General features: G+C 29.9%; 19 protein-coding genes. 4 read left to right on the top strand and 15 right to left on the bottom strand.

Annotated elements, in window-relative coordinates; all coding sequences use genetic code 11:
• Positions 1-3: 3 nt before the first annotated feature.
• From JEY78_RS12605 to JEY78_RS12585, 5 genes are all read right to left on the bottom strand, one after another.
• Positions 4-672, bottom strand: coding sequence for a YggS family pyridoxal phosphate-dependent enzyme (locus JEY78_RS12605; RefSeq protein ID WP_291851884.1), 669 nt, complete (start codon positions 670-672; stop codon positions 4-6).
• A gap of 5 nt (positions 673-677) precedes the next feature.
• Positions 678-1,928 carry a DUF1015 family protein gene (locus tag JEY78_RS12600; RefSeq protein ID WP_291851882.1) on the bottom strand — a complete coding sequence of 417 codons (1,251 nt, stop codon included), beginning with the start codon at positions 1,926-1,928 and terminating at the stop codon, positions 678-680.
• A 118-nt stretch (positions 1,929-2,046) separates the two neighbouring features.
• Positions 2,047-2,997 (bottom strand): D-2-hydroxyacid dehydrogenase, encoded by a 951-nt coding sequence (locus JEY78_RS12595; RefSeq protein ID WP_291851880.1) that lies wholly within the window; start codon positions 2,995-2,997, stop codon positions 2,047-2,049.
• 11 nt (positions 2,998-3,008) lie between these two features.
• A complete protein-coding gene (gene serC, locus JEY78_RS12590) occupies positions 3,009-4,082 on the bottom strand; it encodes a 3-phosphoserine/phosphohydroxythreonine transaminase (protein ID WP_291851877.1) in 1,074 nt (357 codons plus the stop codon).
• An 82-nt stretch (positions 4,083-4,164) separates the two neighbouring features.
• Complete coding sequence (locus JEY78_RS12585; RefSeq protein WP_291851874.1) at positions 4,165-5,226, bottom strand: acyl-CoA reductase; 1,062 nt, start codon at positions 5,224-5,226, stop codon at positions 4,165-4,167.
• Positions 5,227-5,285: 59 nt separating this feature from the next.
• Here JEY78_RS12585 and JEY78_RS12580 point away from each other — a divergent pair, with 59 nt between their 5' ends.
• Complete coding sequence (locus JEY78_RS12580; RefSeq protein WP_291851871.1) at positions 5,286-5,636, top strand: 4Fe-4S dicluster domain-containing protein; 351 nt, start codon at positions 5,286-5,288, stop codon at positions 5,634-5,636.
• An 88-nt stretch (positions 5,637-5,724) separates the two neighbouring features.
• A complete protein-coding gene (locus JEY78_RS12575) occupies positions 5,725-6,984 on the top strand; it encodes a hypothetical protein (RefSeq protein WP_291851868.1) in 1,260 nt (419 codons plus the stop codon).
• Between the two features lie 128 nt (positions 6,985-7,112).
• On the opposite strand, the gene kynU is transcribed toward JEY78_RS12575, so the two are convergent.
• On the bottom strand, positions 7,113-8,387 hold the full coding sequence (gene kynU, locus JEY78_RS12570; protein ID WP_291851865.1) for a kynureninase: 1,275 nt from the start codon (positions 8,385-8,387) through the stop codon (positions 7,113-7,115).
• Between the two features lie 4 nt (positions 8,388-8,391).
• Complete coding sequence (locus tag JEY78_RS12565) at positions 8,392-9,006, bottom strand: SGNH/GDSL hydrolase family protein (RefSeq protein WP_291851862.1); 615 nt, start codon at positions 9,004-9,006, stop codon at positions 8,392-8,394.
• A gap of 191 nt (positions 9,007-9,197) precedes the next feature.
• Here JEY78_RS12565 and JEY78_RS12560 point away from each other — a divergent pair, with 191 nt between their 5' ends.
• Complete coding sequence (locus tag JEY78_RS12560; protein WP_291851859.1) at positions 9,198-9,890, top strand: copper homeostasis protein CutC; 693 nt, start codon at positions 9,198-9,200, stop codon at positions 9,888-9,890.
• Positions 9,891-9,916: 26 nt separating this feature from the next.
• Here JEY78_RS12560 and JEY78_RS12555 read toward each other — a convergent pair whose 3' ends face one another.
• From JEY78_RS12555 to JEY78_RS12545, 3 genes are read right to left on the bottom strand one after another with little or no spacing between them, the layout of a single operon-like run.
• Positions 9,917-11,101, bottom strand: coding sequence for a DUF4105 domain-containing protein (locus JEY78_RS12555; protein WP_291851855.1), 1,185 nt, complete (start codon positions 11,099-11,101; stop codon positions 9,917-9,919).
• A 4-nt stretch (positions 11,102-11,105) separates the two neighbouring features.
• Entirely contained in the window at positions 11,106-12,170 is a 1,065-nt protein-coding gene (locus JEY78_RS12550; RefSeq protein WP_291851852.1) for a PorV/PorQ family protein, read from the bottom strand.
• Between the two features lie 57 nt (positions 12,171-12,227).
• Positions 12,228-13,193 carry an alpha/beta fold hydrolase gene (locus JEY78_RS12545; RefSeq protein WP_291851849.1) on the bottom strand — a complete coding sequence of 322 codons (966 nt, stop codon included), beginning with the start codon at positions 13,191-13,193 and terminating at the stop codon, positions 12,228-12,230.
• 77 nt (positions 13,194-13,270) lie between these two features.
• On the opposite strand from JEY78_RS12545, the gene JEY78_RS12540 reads away from it, so the two are divergent.
• Positions 13,271-14,011, top strand: a complete 741-nt coding sequence (locus JEY78_RS12540; RefSeq protein ID WP_291851846.1) for a CDP-alcohol phosphatidyltransferase family protein — start codon at positions 13,271-13,273, stop codon at positions 14,009-14,011.
• Here the strand turns inward: JEY78_RS12540 and JEY78_RS12535 are convergent, their stop codons facing one another.
• Genes JEY78_RS12535 through tatC form a run of 5 tightly spaced genes read right to left on the bottom strand, consistent with a single transcriptional unit; the run spans position 14,012 to position 17,262 of the window.
• The gene (locus tag JEY78_RS12535) at positions 14,012-14,380 is read right to left on the bottom strand and encodes a DMT family protein (RefSeq protein ID WP_291851842.1); all 369 of its coding nucleotides are present in this window, start codon (positions 14,378-14,380) and stop codon (positions 14,012-14,014) included.
• A 22-nt stretch (positions 14,381-14,402) separates the two neighbouring features.
• Complete coding sequence (locus JEY78_RS12530; protein WP_291851839.1) at positions 14,403-15,317, bottom strand: glutaminase; 915 nt, start codon at positions 15,315-15,317, stop codon at positions 14,403-14,405.
• Positions 15,318-15,329: 12 nt separating this feature from the next.
• Positions 15,330-16,064 carry an LPS export ABC transporter ATP-binding protein gene (gene lptB / locus JEY78_RS12525; protein WP_291851837.1) on the bottom strand — a complete coding sequence of 245 codons (735 nt, stop codon included), beginning with the start codon at positions 16,062-16,064 and terminating at the stop codon, positions 15,330-15,332.
• A gap of 42 nt (positions 16,065-16,106) precedes the next feature.
• A complete protein-coding gene (locus tag JEY78_RS12520) occupies positions 16,107-16,454 on the bottom strand; it encodes a carboxymuconolactone decarboxylase family protein (protein WP_291851834.1) in 348 nt (115 codons plus the stop codon).
• Positions 16,447-17,262: a twin-arginine translocase subunit TatC gene (gene tatC / locus JEY78_RS12515; RefSeq protein ID WP_291851831.1), complete on the bottom strand. Its 816-nt coding sequence runs from the start codon at positions 17,260-17,262 to the stop codon at positions 16,447-16,449. Before tatC ends, JEY78_RS12520 begins: the two co-directional genes overlap by 8 nt.

Here is a 17,262-nt window from a genome sequence, read left to right as displayed (position 1 = left end):
AAATTAAATATAGTTTCTTGTTCCAAAAATTGAACTTCCAATTCTTACCATAGTACTACCTTCTTCAATGGCTATTTCATAATCGCCACTCATTCCCATAGAGAGTATTGTTGGGTTAAAATTGCTTGATTTGTATTTTTTTGATGAATTTAAGTAATTTTTTAATAATCTAAACTCATTTTTTATAATAGTTTCATCATCTGTAAAAGTAGCCATTCCCATAAACCCTTTTATACAGATGTTTTTTAAATTTTTAAGAACATCAGATGTTACTAAAGCAGTAGCATCTGATGTTGATAAACCAAATTTTGTTTCTTCGCTTGCAATTTTTATTTGAAGCAAACAATCAATAATTCGGTTATTTTTTATGGCTTGTTTATTAATTTCCTCTAATTTTTTAAGGCTATCAACACCGTGAATTAAACTTACAAAAGGCGCCAGATATTTTACCTTATTGCTTTGCAAATGGCCAATCATGTGCCATTCAATATCTTTAGGAAGCACTGCTTGTTTTTCAGCCATTTCCTGAATTTTATTTTCTCCAAAAACCCGTTGTCCGGCATTGTAAGCTTCTAAAATAGCGGCCACAGGCTTTGTTTTTGAAACAGCAACTAAGGTAACGTTCTTAGGAATTGAATGTAGAATGGACTGTAAATTGTTTTGAATGCTCACTAAACTTAATTTATTTTATTGATTACTAAACCTGAACGTAATTTTGGTTCAAACCAAGTTACTTTAGGAGGCATAATATTTCCAGTATCTGCAATGTTCATTAATTGATGCATGCTTACAGGAAATAAAGCAAAGGCAACCGCCATTTCACCAGAGTCTACGCGTTTACTTAATTCGCCTAAACCTCTAATACCTCCAACAAAGTCAATACGAGTATCTGTTCTTAAATCTTTAATATTTAAAATAGGTTCTAAAATGTATTTTGATAACACACTAACATCTAAACTTCCAATAGGATCATTATCGTTAAATGTACCTTCTTTCGCCGTTAAACCCATCCATTTACCATTTACATACATTGATAAATCATGTAATTTTGATGGTTTTACAATAGCTTCACTAATTTCATTAACAATAAAATTTTCTTTAACCTTAGCTATAAATTCATCAGCAGTTAATCCGTTTAAATCTTTTACAACACGGTTATAATCAATAATTTGAAGTTGTGTATCTGGAAAATGTACGGCCATAAAGAAGTTGTAATCTTCATTGCCCGTATGATTTGGATTTTTCATACTGAATTCTTCACTCATACCAGCAGCAGCGGCAGTTCTATGATGACCATCAGCTACATACGTAAAAGGTACTTTTTCTTTAAAAAGTTGTTCTATTCTTTTGTTAATAGCAGCATCATTGATTACCCAAAAATGATGTCCAAAGCCATCTTCAGCGGTAAAATCATATTCAGGAGCATTGTTTGTTGTAATATTTGAAACTATTTCATCAATTTCTGGAACAGCTCTATAGGTAAAGAATACGGGTTCAATATTCGCTTCCAATATTCTTGAAAGTACTTTACGATCTTCTTCTTTATCTGGACGTGTTAATTCATGTTTTTTTATGATTCCATTTACGTAATCTTGACAAGACGCTGCGCCCACAATTCCATATTGTGTTTTGTTGTTCATTGTTTGTGCGTAAATATAATATTTAGCTTCACTATCTTGTATTAAATAGCCTTTTTCTTGAAAAGCATCAAAGTTAGCTCTTGCATGCACGTACACTTTTTCATCGTGAGAATCTGTATTTGGATCAAATTCAATTTCAGCACGCGTAATACGTAGTAAAGATGCTTTTTTGCCTGCAGCCATTTTTGCAGCTTCTTCAGAATTCATAACATCGTAAGGTAAACATGCTACTTCTTCTACTATATTTGTTGGAGGACGAAGTCCTTTAAAAGGTTTTATTATTGCCATAGGATTAAATCTATTATTTTGATACTTTTATAATTTCAAAGTTACAATTTTTGGTTTTTTTAAAACAAAAAAAGACTGTTAATTTAACAGTCTTTTTAAAAATATATATACAACAAAATTATTTTAAAATTTCAATAATTTGTTGTGCTAGTTCTGTTCCAATTCTATCTTGAGCTTCACCAGTGGCAGCACCAATATGTGGCGTTAAAGATAATGCAGGATTCATTAATAATTGAATTTCTGGTGTTGGTTCTTTTTCATAAACATCTAACGCAGCACCGGCAATTTTACCAGATTCAATTGCTTTTACTAAAGAAACTTCATCAATAACACCTCCACGGGCAGCATTTACAATAAATGCACCATCTTTCATTATTTCAAACTCTTTGGTAGAAATTACATATTCTTTTTGAGCAGGCACGTGTAATGTAATAAAATCGGCTTCTTTTAAAACTTCTTCTTTAGAAATAGTATTCACATTAAAGAATAACGCTTGTCCATCAAAAAATTCAACTTCTAAATTAACAGCATCCATAAAAGGATCAAAAGCAATTACTTTCATTCCTAAACCTAAGGCAATTTTTGCAGTAGCTTGTCCAATTCTTCCAAAGCCTAAAACACCTAATGTTTTTCCTTTTAATTCAATACCTTTTCCGTAACTCTTTTTAAAAGCTCCAAATTTAGTATCTCCTTCTAACGGCATATTTCTGTTTGATTCGTGTAAAAAACGAACCAAACCAAAAAGGTGAGCAAAAACTAATTCACCTACAGAATGTGATGATGCAGCAGGAGTATTGATCACTTTTAATCCTTTTTCGCGTGCATACTCAACATCAATATTATCCATTCCAACGCCACCACGACCAATAATTTTTAAAGAAGGGCAATTATCTATAATATCTTTTCTAACTTTTGTGGCACTTCTCACTAGTAATACAACAATATTATTTTTGTTGATATACTCTACTAACTGATCTTGCGCTACTGTAGTTAAATCTACTTCAAAACCATTTAAACCAAGTGCAGCTATTCCACTTTTGGCTAATCCGTCATTTGCTAATACTTTCATTGTGTTTATTTTTAGTTCTTAGTTTGCTTTTCAAGTTGTTGCATTGCATCTACCAATACTTGAATACTTTCAATTGGCATTGCGTTATAAATACTTGCTCTATAACCTCCAACGGATCTGTGACCTTTTATTCCACTAATTCCAGCGGCATTCCAAAGTTTATCAAACGCTTCTTTGTCGGCTTCATCAGTTAAATTAAAAGTAACATTCATTAAAGAACGATCTTCTTTTTCAGCAAAACCTTTAAAACAAGGATTTCTATCAATTTCAGCATATAACAACGCAGCTTTAGCTTCATTTAGTTTTTCAATAGCTGGAATACCACCTAAATCTTTTAACCATTGTAATGTTAACATGGAAACGTATACAGGGAAAACAGCCGGCGTATTAAACATACTATCTGCATTTATATGTGATTGATAATCTAACATTGCAGGAATAGTACGACCCGTTTTTCCTAAAATTTCATCTTTTACAACTACTAAAGTTGTTCCTGCAGGGCCCATATTTTTTTGTGCACCAGCATAAATGATATCAAATTTAGAAAAATCTAATTGACGAGAAAAAATATCAGAACTCATATCACAAACCAATAAAGCATCCGTTTTAGGGAAATCTTTAATTTGAGTACCATAAATAGTGTTATTTGATGTGCAGTGCACATAATCTACATCTGTAGGAACTGTATAGTTTTTTGGAATATAGTTGTAAACTTTATCTTTTGATGAAGCAAATACTTCAACTTCGCCTAGTAATTTAGCTTCTTTTAAGGCTTTTGCTGCCCAAACACCGGTATCAAAATAAGCAGATTTTCCACCAACTTTTAAGATATTGTAAGGAACCATTAAAAATTCTAAACTAGCACCACCTTGTAAAAATAATACAGAATAGCCTTCTGGTAAGTTTAATAATTCTTTTACTAAACTGCGCGCATTTTCCATCACTTCAACAAATTCTTTGCTTCTGTGTGATATTTCAATTAAGGATAAATTTAAATTGTTGAAATTAAGAACAGCTTCAGCTGATTTTTTTAAAACTTCTTGCGGTAAAATACAAGGACCTGCACTAAAATTATGTTTTTTCATTTTTTTATAAAATATGAGTTTAGTTCACACAAATTTCGTAAAAAAAAGAGAAATAGCCTTGATTTATTTACTAAAAAAAAGATTATAATTTTAGTAAAAATGAAATTGTATCGACATTATCAGCATAATTCCATAATTTAGGATGTTGAGTTTGACCGAATTTTACGAAATCTACAACGTTTTCGTTACTTACAATGCATTGAATATCTGATTTTTCAGTCTCTAGTTTAAGTAGCAAATTTTCAAAATCGTCATAATATTCGTAAAACACTGTTGCTATTGGAGATGCATAACTTTTATCTTCTTTTAACATTACAAATCCATTCTCCAGAACGTTGAATAAACTCATAATATAAACAGCCTTATTATAATCGTAATTGTTCTCGTATTTTTTATAATTTATAATGTCATTAAACTTATAGAGAGCATTAAAAAGTAGGTCGAAGTTATAATCCGTTGGAATAAATAATTTAGAAACACTTCTGCATCCTAATCCAAAAAAATGAAAAATATCTTCTCCTAACAATTCTAATTCTTCTTTGGTTTCTTTGCCTGTTAAAATAGCGGCTGAATTTCTGTTTTGACGAATAATAGCTGGATATTTTCCAAAATAATGCTCAAAATAGCGTGCTGTATTATTACTTCCTGTAGCTATAACAGCATCAAAATCAGTTAAATTACGATCGTTAAACGTTATTCTATTTTTGAAATTTGGATTGGTATATTCTAAAAATTTGGCGATTAAAGGTAAAAAATGCTTATCGTTAGAGGATTGTTTTACAAGTGCATTATTTCCTGAAATTAAAACGGCTAAAAAATCATGAAAACCAACCAATGGAATATTTCCAGCCATAATAATAGCGACTTTTTTTGGTTCAGGTTTTTCAGAAAATTGATAGTTTGAAGTCCATTTTTTTAAATTTTCTAAACTTAAAGCTTCACTCCAACTTTCAAAGGCTCTTAACACATTTTCTTTGGTAAACCAACCATTAAATTCCTGAGCTCTTTCAATTTGCATTTTAAAAGCATCAAAAAATAGTGTATTTATTTCAGAATTATCAAATTTTTCAATTTTTGAAGTTGAAAATTGTTTGAAGAAAATACCCAATTTTTGAAATGCATCAATTCGTTGCTCTAAATTCATTGAAATAATTTTTAGATTTAAAATTTTATATTTGCAACAAAAATAATCTAAATAATAGTATGGCAATAAAAATAACCGATGAATGTATTAATTGTGGCGCTTGTGAACCTGAATGTCCGAACAATGCCATTTATGAAGCTTCTGAAGAATGGCGTTATTCCGATGGAACTGCGCTTTCTGGAAAGTTAGTATTACCGAATGGAAATGCTGTAAATGCAGATGATTCTCAAGAACCGGTAAGTGATGAATATTATTTTATAGTAACTGATAAATGTACGGAGTGTAAAGGTTTTCATGACGAGCCTCAATGTGCAGCTGTTTGTCCTGTTGACTGTTGTGTTCCGGACGAAGCTGCGGTTGAAACAGAAGAACAATTATTAAATAAACAACGTTTTTTGCATAAAGAATAATTTATTATATTCGCCTAATTAAAAATTTCAAATTTTATAAATTATGTTGAAGAATTATATTTTTTCTATACTATTTTTAACATTTTCTTTGTCATATTCTCAAAGTAAAATTACAATTACTGCAAATTATACTGATGCAACTTTTTATAAAGTTGTAGGAAATGATATTATAAAACCTGCATTAGGAGTTGGTTCAATAGTTCTAAAACTAGAAAAAAATGAGCTGAATAAAATTATTGTTGTTAAAGAAGGATTTCAATCAGTAATTCAAGAATTTCCAAGAACCAGAAAATGGCCAAAAAATGTTCAAGTTAACCTTGAAAATAGATTAATTGAACTTAATGTTGAGCCATATGATGCTGGAATTTATGTAGATGGTCATTTTGTTGGTAATAAAAAATACAGTTTAGTAGTTAAGAAGGATTTTAATGCAACTGTTGAAATTAAAAAGAAAGGATATAAAACTATAATAAAGACTTATTATAATACCAATAATAAAGAAGTTCCACCATTTAATGCAAATTTATTATTAACTGATAGAATGGTGCAAGTTAAAGTTTCTCCAGCTGATTCAGAAATTTTTGTAAATCAAAATTCTCAAGGAATGGGGTATTCAGAAGTTATTATACCTAAAGGAGAATGTGTTGTTGTGCAAGTAAAAAAAGATGGTTTTGTTTCTGAAGAAAAAGTTTTTTGTAATAAAGAAAATGATACAGAACCCCCAGTTAATTATCAATTTGGTTTAATTGATAGATTAGTAAAGTTAGAAGTTACACCTAATGATTCAGAAATTTTTGTTGATGGAAAAGTTGTAGGTGTAGGTGTATATGATTTGAAAGTACCAGAAAATACGTGCGTAGAAGTAATTGTTAGTAAAGAAAGTTTTTTATCTATTAAAAAAAATTATTGCAATTCAAATGATTATCAAGCACCGCCTTTTAGAGATCATTTAGAATTAGTAGAAGACGAGGCTTATAAACAGTCAATTGCTACAGATTTAGCGAATGTAAATTTTACAATTGTGGTTAATCCTGATGTTTCTGAAGATGATGCGTGGAAGTTATTAAGTTCTATTGTTACAACGGAATTTGATGTTTTAGAAGTAATTGATAAAGAAACAGGTTATATGAGAACTGCATGGCAAGTAGAAGGTTTTAGTGGTAGTACGATTAGGACAAGAATTATTGTTAAATTAGGAGATTCTAATCCATTAAAATACGTTATGAAAATTAGCAGTGAAAGGGCAGATGGGCCCGTAAGCGTTAAAGATGATCAGAAGTTTGATGAATGGGGTAGAATATTAAAAAAGTATAAAAATATTATAGAAGAAGCGCAATCTAGGCTTTAATTTATTTCAGGAAGAATGTCAATTTTAAAAACAATGTTTTTTACACAAAGATTCGTTTTAAAATACGATTGATAAATTTAGAAAATCCCCAAAAGACATTTCTTTTGGGGATTTTTTATGCTTACTATTTAAGTAACCTTGAGTCTTTTAGTAGAAAAAGTTTCATATTCTTTGGTTTTGGTTATTTCTGAAATTCTTACAACTGCTTCGTACAAATCTAAATAGGAAGTGTAAAGTGGCGTTATACCAATTCTAATAAAGTTTGGAGGTCTAAAATCTGGAATTACCAATTTTTCATTTTTATTTACAGGATTAATCATCGCCAAGTTAATTCGGTAACTTTCAGGATGTTTAATAGAAATATGCGAACCTCTTTGTTTTTCATTTAGGGGTGAAACCAGTTCAAAACCTAATGGAACTAAATAATGCTGAATTAACGCTATTAAAAAAGCACTTTGCTGGTTACTTTTGGTCTGAATATTCTCTATTCCAGCTTCTAAAAGAAGATCCAATCCTGGAACAATAGCGCCTAATGAAAGGATGGAAGGCGTGCTAATTGCAAATTTTTGAATTCCAGTATCTGGCACAAAATTGGTGTTAAAATCAAAAGGATTCTGATGCGCAAACCAAGACCAAATGGGGTTGTTTAGTTTTTCTTGTAAATCTTTTCTAACGTACAAAAAAGCAGGTGAACCAGGTCCGCCATTTAAATATTTATAGGTACAGCCAACGGCCATATCTGCATTGGTTTTATTTAATTGAATAGTGGTTGCGCCGGCCGCATGAGATATATCCCAAATAATGAGGCTTTTATTTTTATGAACTATCTTATTAATAGCTTCCATATCATATAAAAAAGAACTTTTATAGCTTACTAAACTCAATGTAACTAGTGCCGTATTGGTATTTATTGCGGCATTAATTTTTTGCGTATCCATAAAAACCTCTTGTTCACTTTTTAAAATTTTTAAGGAATGATTTTTAAATTGTTGTTCAATAAGCCCTTGAATGATATATAAATCTGATGGAAAATTAAGGTCATCAGTAATAATGTCGGTTTTTTCTTTTTGAAGTGAAAGGGATGCAAATAATAATTTATATAAATTAATTGAAGTAGTATCTCCAACAAAAATCTCATCGGGTTGAGCGCCAACAATTTGTGCAATTTTTTTAGCAATATCACTAGAAAGATTCATCCAATTTTCATTCCAACTTCTAATCAGCCTTTTTCCCCATTGGTTTTTAACAATATTTGCAGATGTTTCAATAGTTTTTAAAGGTAATTTACCTAAAGAATTTCCATCTAAATAAATCATTTCGGGATCATTCTCAAAATGATTTTTAAAGTGCGCTAATTCATCATTTTTGTCTAATGCAGCGGCTTTTTCAAAAAAAGTACTCATAATTTTATTTATTGAAATTTTGTTGAATGATTTCATTCACCCATAATTGATGCATGCTACCAGAAAAATGAAGTCCGTCTGAAGCAAAATATGTATTGTTATTTAAACCAAGTCTGGAAATAGGTGTAATATCAATAAATTTCACATTTCTTTTTAAGGTTTCTTCTTTTTTAATGGTATTAAAAGCATCAATTTCAGCACTAATTTTAGTACGATCTCTATTTTTGGCAAATGGACTTACAGACCAATCTGGAATTGAAACGACCACAACATTACTCGTGTTTTTTTTGGCAAAAGTAATAGCCATATTTAATAATTCGGCGAATTCGGTTCTAAATTCTTCCAAATCATATCCTCGGTATTGATTGTTAACACCAATTAAAAGTGTTACCACATCGTAATTATTTTGAATATTTTCTTTTAAAATAGCTTCTTTAAGTTCACCGGTTGTCCATCCCGTTTTAGCCACAATTTTTGGAGTGTTAAAAAGGTAATTTTTAGCATTTAAATCGTTAACAAGAATCATTGGAAAGCGCTCATTTTCAGCAACACTTTCCCCAATAGTATAACTATCTCCAAGTGCTAAATAATTTTTAGCTATTTGTGTTTGAAATTCCATTTGATAAGGTTTTATGCTACTGCTATCATCCGAGCAAGAAAACATGAGCAAGATACTAATTAAAATAGAGTATGATTGATACATTTTTTAGAATACTTAGTTTTATTATTATTATTATTATTATTATTTTATAAATATATAATTAAAAATAATATTTATTTTTAAAGAACCATAGTTTTAAAAACATGACCATGAATTTTGAAATTTGTACAGAAAGTATTGAAGGAGCCATGATTGCTCAAAAATATAAAATTAAACGTATTGAACTATGTTCAGCCTTATCCGTTGGAGGTTTAACACCAAGTATAGGATTAATTTCTAATTGTGTTAAAAATACGGCTGTAGAAGTCCATGTTTTAATTAGACCTAGACCAGGAAATTTTGAGTATAACTCTGACGAAATAGCGATTATGAAAACCGATATTTTTGAAGCAAAAAGGGTAGGAGCTTCAGGTGTAGTTTTTGGTGTTTTGAAAGCAGATTTAACACTGTCAGAATTCAACAAAGAATTAGTAGCGTATGCTAAATCTTTAAATTTAGGAGTCACTTTTCATAGAGCTTTTGATTTTATTAAAGATTATAAAAAAGGAGTGGAACAAATAATTGCGTTAGGTTTTGACCGTTTATTAACTGCTGGATTACAGAAAACTGCAGAAGAAGGGTTGGAGGTAATTAACTATTTACAAGCTAATTATGGTAAACAAATTCAAATTATGGCTGGTAGCGGCGTGAATTCATTAAATGCATTAAAAATGGCGTCTTCAGGAATTAATAACTTACATTTTAGTGCACATAAAACTTTAAATACCAATGAACTATTTTCTATGGGCGCACAGCATGTAATTGATGAGCAAAAAATAAAAACGATTACAATGTTGTTTTAAACACTAAAAATATAGAATGCTAATTGTTATTGTTTTTTTTGAAAAGTTGAAATAATGTATAAATATCTGATTAATAAGGACACCATAAATATCAACAAGGCTCCATTAAAAATTTGAACTTTTGCAATCCATACAACAAAGGTTGTCACCAAAAGTAAGACTAATACAATGAAATAAGTTTTTAACCAGTTTGCTAATTTAGATTTTAATAAGTAAAAAGAAATTATAAAATTAGGTGCAAAAGCCCATAAAAAGTTCAAATTTTTATAGGTTGCTGTATGCGATGTTGCAAACCACAATAATAAAACAACAATTCCAATAATTCCAGTAGCTAATAAAATTAAAAAATCTAGGAACTTTGTTCTTTTGTTGGATTTAAAATTCTTATAGGTAATAAATAATATTACCAAACTTAAAAATAGCAGTGTAAAAAAAGGTGTTGGACTTAAAGATAAAGAAGCCACATGGATTGGTCTTGCATCTAAAATAGTGTACTCTTTTTTAACTAATGGAATTTTTAAAGAAGCTGTTTTAATAGTGGCATTTTCAAAAGCTTTAAAAATATAATCAGGTATAAACTTATATTCATCTTTGGTGGCTTCTCTATCAATTACAGAGCCCAGAGCTAAATCAATTCCAAATTTTGCCCATTTTTGATTTTTAGTATAATCCGCAATTAAATCCCGATGAGTTTTATGTGTTGTAATATGAGTGTTGCTAAATTCTATTTTATCAGGCAATGCAGCCACTAAAACAGTTTCAATTTTAGTAGAACAATTATCAAAAAAGAAATCGTATTGATAGTTTTTATTTTCAGGTTTTGCGTTATTTTCTAAATAGTCAAATACCCGTTGTACCTCTTCTGGATTTAAATTTAATAGTTGCTCTTTTACCCATCTATTTTCGTATCTATATTCTGCTAAAAAATATTGGAATCGGGTTGTTGAAAGCTGGTATGTAAGTTTACCTTTGGCAAAATTTAAATAAAAATTCGGGGCGTTAAAATCAAATGTACCGTAATTATAAATTTTATCAAATCCTGTAGAAGCATCGTGAATTCTAAAAGCGCTATGGCCAAACGTACTGTAAAGTTGATCTCCAGGACCACAAGTTAACACACTTAACGTTGCTTTATTGGTTAAAATTGATTGGGTAAAACCAAAAAAGAACGTGAATACTAAAATTTGAGTTAAAATAATTTTTTTGAACATAGTCTTATCTGAAATAATCAACATCTAATTTTATGGAAAAAACATTTGAATATAAGGCATTTCCAATGCTAGCAATGTTTGTTAAGGCATAATCTATTTGAATTCCTTTATATTTAAAACCAACACCAAAATTTGGTTGAAAAGAAATCTCTTTACTATTGTCAAATTGTAATTCATTTTGAATGTTTCCAATGCCTGCGCGCAAAAATACCGTATTTAAATAATCAGCCTGAAATCCAATAGCAGGATCAATACTTACAAAATCTGAAGAAATAATATCATTTGTTTTAGCAAAACGAAGATTTAAATCAATTTCCGAAAGCAACTTAAAATCTCTAGAAAGTTCAAACTTTCTGGCAACACCAATTTGCGCTTTTGGAGGTGTTAATTCGGTAGTTTCTGGTAATTCTTGGTTTTGATCTGGAATGGAATTTTTTATTTTTTCAAATTCTTGTGCATCAATACTCCAACTATTAAAAGTAGTTGTAATATCTCTTACCATAACTCCAAATTGCCAATTATTTCTTTCAAATTGAATTCCTGCGTCAAATCCAAAGCCCCAAGAAGTGGCAAAATCACCAATAATTCTTCGAACTATTTTTGTATTAAAGCCAACATTTAAGCCTTTTACAGGCAAGCTTCTAGCATATGCAAAATTTAAAGCATAATCGGCGGCAGAAAATAAACTTATTCTATTATAATCTATATTTCCATTGCTGTCAATAAGTTCTGTAGTGTTTAAAATATCATCAACTCCAAATCTAATTAATGAGATTCCTAAAACGCTTCTATCATCGATAGGCATTGCAAAACCTGCATAATCATATTTTGCAATTCCGGCAAAATATTCCGCATGCATTATAGAGCCTTGGTAATCTTTAATTCCAATTAAACCTGAAGGATTCCAATAAATGGAGTTTACATCATTACTTGTTGCAACAACAGCTTTACTCATCCCAAAAGCAGCTGCATCCACCCCAATATTTAAAAATTCGTTAGAATATTTTCTAACAGATTGGTTAAAAGCTAGTTGTGAAATGAAGAGTGCAAGAAATAAACTTTTTTTCAAGAAATATAAATTTTAAAGCGAATGTAAAAAAACTTTGTAAGATTCCATTTAAAATAATCAAATTATATGTTGAATAAATTCTAAAACTCGGTTTTCGCTCCAAAGTTTATCGCTTTTCCCAATATGAGAATTAAAACCAACATGACCACCATATTTTGGTGTTTCAAGATAAAGACGCTTATTTTCTGTTGCTTCTTTAAAAGGAAAACAACTTTCAGATAAAAAAGTATCATCTAAAGCGTTAATAAGCAATGTTGGTACTTGTATAGCCGATAAAAATTGTTTGGAACTACATTTGGTCCAATAATCTTGTGCGTTTTTATAACCAAATAATGGGGCTGTTACAGCATTGTCAAAATCAATAAAATTTTTAGCATTTTTTATGGCGATAGGATCCAACGTTGAATTTGGAAACTTTTGTTGTTTTGCCAAGCTTTTTTTAATTAATGAGATTAAAAAACGTTGTATGTAAATTTTGTTTTCCCAGAGAGACAGTGCGTTTGACGATCCTTCTAAATCTGTAGGTACAGAAATAGTAATCGCTCCTTTTATTTCTGCAGGGAGTAGTGTACTTTCTCCCAAATATTTAAGCGTAATATTTCCACCCATACTATAACCAACCAACACTATGTTTTTATAATTGAAATTGCTTGATATATAATTAATAATAGTATTTAGGTCATCAGTTTTTCCACTATTATAGGAATAAACATGGTTATTATCTTCACCGCTACAACCTCTAAAATTTACGGCAACAGCATCTATATCTTTAGAATTTAAAAAATTAACTAATGAAAGTATGTATTTAGATTTTGAACTTCCTTCTAAACCATGCGATGCAATTACAAGCGTATCTGAGCCTACACAAGAGAAATCTAAATCCAAAAAATCGTTATCAGGCGTAATAATCCTTGTCCTTTTGTAGTGGTTATTAATCTTATAAAATAACGTTTTATAGGCTGTATTTAAATGTGCATTTTTAAATAAAAATGAAGGTTGATATGTTGAATTAATGAGTGGCATTGCTATTTTTTTAAAAAATAAATATAAATAAATCTAACTAAAAAATAGTTTATTAAATTTACCAGAAACAAAAACTAATGAATATTAAAAAATCGATTCCAAATATTTTAACCTTATTAAACTTATTATCAGGCACTATAGCTGTTATTTTTGCGGTGCAAGGTGAATTAGTTTTAGCAGCATATTTAGTGTTTTTAGGGATATTTTTCGATTTTTTTGATGGTTTTGCAGCTAGATTATTGAATGTTCAAGGAGAATTAGGTAAACAATTAGATTCATTGGCTGATGTAGTAACAAGTGGAGTAGTACCCGGAATAGTCATGTTTCAATTGTTAAAAACAAAAAATACGCTTGAAATTTTTAATACAGCAATTATTTCTTGGGAATCTCAAAAAATTGAATTTTTACCTTATGTTGGTTTGCTAATTACATTAGCCGCAGCGTATAGGTTGGCAAAATTTAATATTGATGTACGCCAAACAAGTTCATTTATTGGCTTACCAACACCAGCGGCATCATTGGTAGTTTTATCGTTACCATTAATTTTAGAATTTAGCTCTTTTGATTTTGCCGTATCAGTAATTGAAAATAAATGGGTTTTGGTTGCTGTAACACTAATTTTAAGTTTTTTAATGAATGCAGAAATACCATTATTTTCATTAAAATTTAAAAAATATACTTGGAAAGATAATAAAATAAAATTTATTTTTGTAGCAGTCACTGTTTTGTTAGTTGCTGTTTTTCAGTTTATTGCAATTCCGATAGTTATTTTATTATATATATTTTTATCGTTGTTTTATAAAGAAAATAAGTTGTAATTACTTTTTAAAAATAAAATAAACAGCTAAAATTAAAAATACAAAACCTATTGCATGGTTTACCCTAAAAGTTTCCTTTTTAAAAACAAGGATGGTGAAAATCACAAAAATCACCAATGTAATTACTTCCTGAATAACTTTTAATTGAATTAACGAAAAAGATCCGCCGTTGCCTTTAAAACCAATTTTATTCGCGGGCACTTGAAAACAATATTCAAAAAAAGCAATTCCCCAACTAATAAGCACAATGGCAATTAAGCCCAGTTTATTAAACCATTTCCATTCAGCAAATTTTAAATGTCCATACCAAGCTAGTGTCATAAAAGTATTCGACAAAATAAGCAGTACAATTGTTACAACTGATTTCATAGTGATTTTAATACATATTGATTTAAAAAATAGAGACTTCGGTTTCTGAAGTAAAAAGCTCTAAAAATTTAATGCCTTTATAAGAATTTCCTTTTTCATTTAATTTAGGACTCCAAACGGCTATGCAGTATTTGTTGGGGTGAATAGCAACAATACCACCTCCAACACCACTTTTGCCAGGCAAACCTACTTTGAAAGAAAAATCGCCCGCTTCATCATAAAAACCACATAACTGCATTATTGCGTTAATACGTTTAGATTTACTTCTGTTTAGAATTATTTCTTTTGAAAACGGACAAACACCATAATTGGCTAAAAATAAAAAAGTTTGAGATAACTCTTTGCAAGTCATTTCAATAGAGCAAAGGTTAAAATAAAAATCTAGGACAACATCAATATCATTTTTAATATTTCCGAAGGATTTCATTAAATTAATTAAGGCGGCATTTTTGTAACCCACAGATTTTTCTGAATCTGCTATTCTACTACAAAAATCAATAGTTGGGATGCCAGAAATTTTTCTGATAAAAGCAATAAAATCTTCTTTTGGGTTGTTTAAGTGACTCACCAAAATATCGCAAATAACTAGTGCTCCCGCGTTTATGAGCGGATTTCTTGGAATTCCTAAATCGTGCTCTAATTGCACTAATGAATTAAAAGGAGTTCCTGAAGGTTCAACACCAACGCGTTTCCATAAATTCTCTCCTTCAATTTTATAGGCTAAAGTTAATGATACTACTTTTGAAATACTTTGAATCGAAAATTTTTCATCGGCATCACCAAAATTAAAATGTTTGTTTGCAATAGTAGTTAAGTGTACACCAAATTTTGAATTATCAACACAACTCAATTCTGGAATATAAGAAGCAACATTCCCTAAATTTTCAAAATCAACAAGTTGCTCATTTACTTTTTTAAATACTTTGTTGTATTTCATGGTAAGAAAAAGCTAGAATTTTCTCTTTTTAAGCTCAAAGTCTTTTCCTAAATAAACTCGTCTAACAGTTTCATCTTCAGCAAGTTCTTGTGGAGTTCCTTCTTTTAAAATTCCACCTTCAAACATTAAATATGTTTTGTCTGTAATTGCCAACGTTTCTTGCACGTTATGGTCTGTAATTAAAATACCAATATTTCTATCTTTTAAATGTGCTACAATACTTTGTATATCTTCTACAGCAATTGGGTCAACTCCTGCAAAAGGTTCATCTAATAAAATAAATTTTGGATCAGATGCTAATGCACGTGCAATTTCTGTTCTTCTTCGTTCCCCACCAGACAATAAATCACCTCTGTTTTTACGTACATGTCCTAAACTAAATTCAGCTATTAAAGATTCTAATTTTTCTTTTTGTGCTTGTTTAGATAAATCTGTAAATTCTAATACAGACATAATATTATCTTCCACAGAAAGTTTTCTAAAAACAGATGCTTCCTGAGCCAAATATCCCACACCTTCTTGGGCTCTTTTATACATTGGAAAATTAGTAATATCCTGATCATCTAAAAAAATCTTGCCTTCATTAGGCTTTATCATTCCAACAATCATGTAAAACGAAGTTGTTTTTCCAGCACCATTTGGACCTAATAATCCCACAATTTCACCTTGTTTTACTTCTAATGAAATGCCTTTTACAACATACCTACTTCCGTATTTCTTTTTTATATTTTCAGCTCTTAAAATCATTTTTGTTGAAATGTTTATGTTTTATTTTTTAAAATTACGTTCCTATTTTTGGTTTTCTAATTCTTCCCAAAATTCATAAGCTCTTCTTAGGTGAGGAATTACAATAGTTCCTCCAACTAATGTAGCAATAGATAATGTTTCCATAACTTCCTGTTTTGTAGCTCCTTCCTTATAACAAGTTTCTAAATGATATTTAACACAATCATCACATCTTAAAACGGCTGATGCCACTAAGCCTAACAATTCTTTGGTTTTTACATCTAAATGACCTTTTGCATAGGCATTGGTATCTAAATTAAAAATTCGTTTGATTACTTTATTGTCATCGCCCAAAATTTTTTCATTCATTTTTTTGCGATATGCATTAAACTCTTCTATTTGATTAGGCATTTTTTTCTCTTTTTAATTGACGTTTAACAACAATTTTTGAAATGAGGATACTCACTTCGTATAATAATAGGATTGGAATAGCCACAATAATTTGACTAATAACGTCTGGTGGTGTTATTACTGCAGCCAAAATTAATACAACAACGAGTGCATGTTTTCTATATTTTTTTAAGAAAGTTGGTGTAACTAAACCAATTTTTGTTAAAAAGTACATAATAATTGGTAATTCAAAAACCAGCCCGCACGCTAATAAGGAAGAACGAACTAAGGATATATAGGAATCAATTTTAATATTTCGTTCCACCAAATCACTTATAGAATAATTTCCTAAAAAATTAACAGAAAGAGGTGTTACCACATAATAACCAAATAATACTCCCACAAAGAATAAAAAGGATGAAATTATGATAAAACTTCGAGCGTTTTTACGTTCATTTTCGTACAAAGCAGGGCTAATAAATTTCCAAAATTCCCATATAATAAAAGGAAAAGCTATGATGAAACCAACCGTAACCGATGTCCAAATATGTACATTAAATTGTTCTCCCATGGCCAAACTTTGAAAAGTAAACGGCATTTCTGTAATGCATAAACCATCAGTTCCAAAAAACTGTGATACTTTACAGAAAAAACGATACGTAATAAAATTTGGATCTTTTGGAGCAAATAATATTTGATTGAAAATTAAATCCTTAAAAAAAAAGGCAACAGTAGCTAATATCATTATTGCTAATGATGATCTTACCAAATGCCATCTTAATTCTTCAACATGGTCTAAAAAAGACATGTCCTTTAACTCTTTTGCCAT

The sequence above is a fragment of the Lutibacter sp. genome (assembly GCF_016342705.1).
Classification (GTDB): Bacteria; Bacteroidota; Bacteroidia; order Flavobacteriales; family Flavobacteriaceae; genus Lutibacter.
Note: the sequence above shows the minus strand (reverse complement) of the source record. Positions and strands in the feature narration are given on the sequence as shown.

What these genes read in the sequence shown, in the direction of transcription:
- JEY78_RS12600 (WP_291851882.1), bottom strand. Translation starts at nt 1,928, where the DNA reads ATGGCAATAATAAAACCTTTTAAAGGACTTCGTCCTCCAACAAATATA.
- JEY78_RS12595 (WP_291851880.1), bottom strand. Translation starts at nt 2,997, where the DNA reads ATGAAAGTATTAGCAAATGACGGATTAGCCAAAAGTGGAATAGCTGCA.
- serC (WP_291851877.1), bottom strand. Translation starts at nt 4,082, where the DNA reads ATGAAAAAACATAATTTTAGTGCAGGTCCTTGTATTTTACCGCAAGAA.
- JEY78_RS12585 (WP_291851874.1), bottom strand. Translation starts at nt 5,226, where the DNA reads ATGAATTTAGAGCAACGAATTGATGCATTTCAAAAATTGGGTATTTTC.
- JEY78_RS12580 (WP_291851871.1), top strand. Translation starts at nt 5,286, where the DNA reads ATGGCAATAAAAATAACCGATGAATGTATTAATTGTGGCGCTTGTGAA.
- kynU (WP_291851865.1), bottom strand. Translation starts at nt 8,387, where the DNA reads ATGAGTACTTTTTTTGAAAAAGCCGCTGCATTAGACAAAAATGATGAA.
- JEY78_RS12565 (WP_291851862.1), bottom strand. Translation starts at nt 9,006, where the DNA reads ATGGAATTTCAAACACAAATAGCTAAAAATTATTTAGCACTTGGAGAT.
- JEY78_RS12560 (WP_291851859.1), top strand. Translation starts at nt 9,198, where the DNA reads ATGAATTTTGAAATTTGTACAGAAAGTATTGAAGGAGCCATGATTGCT.
- JEY78_RS12555 (WP_291851855.1), bottom strand. Translation starts at nt 11,101, where the DNA reads ATGTTCAAAAAAATTATTTTAACTCAAATTTTAGTATTCACGTTCTTT.
- JEY78_RS12545 (WP_291851849.1), bottom strand. Translation starts at nt 13,193, where the DNA reads ATGCCACTCATTAATTCAACATATCAACCTTCATTTTTATTTAAAAAT.
- JEY78_RS12540 (WP_291851846.1), top strand. Translation starts at nt 13,271, where the DNA reads ATGAATATTAAAAAATCGATTCCAAATATTTTAACCTTATTAAACTTA.
- JEY78_RS12535 (WP_291851842.1), bottom strand. Translation starts at nt 14,380, where the DNA reads ATGAAATCAGTTGTAACAATTGTACTGCTTATTTTGTCGAATACTTTT.
- JEY78_RS12530 (WP_291851839.1), bottom strand. Translation starts at nt 15,317, where the DNA reads ATGAAATACAACAAAGTATTTAAAAAAGTAAATGAGCAACTTGTTGAT.
- lptB (WP_291851837.1), bottom strand. Translation starts at nt 16,064, where the DNA reads ATGATTTTAAGAGCTGAAAATATAAAAAAGAAATACGGAAGTAGGTAT.
- JEY78_RS12520 (WP_291851834.1), bottom strand. Translation starts at nt 16,454, where the DNA reads ATGCCTAATCAAATAGAAGAGTTTAATGCATATCGCAAAAAAATGAAT.
- tatC (WP_291851831.1), bottom strand. Translation starts at nt 17,262, where the DNA reads ATGGCAAAAGAGTTAAAGGACATGTCTTTTTTAGACCATGTTGAAGAA.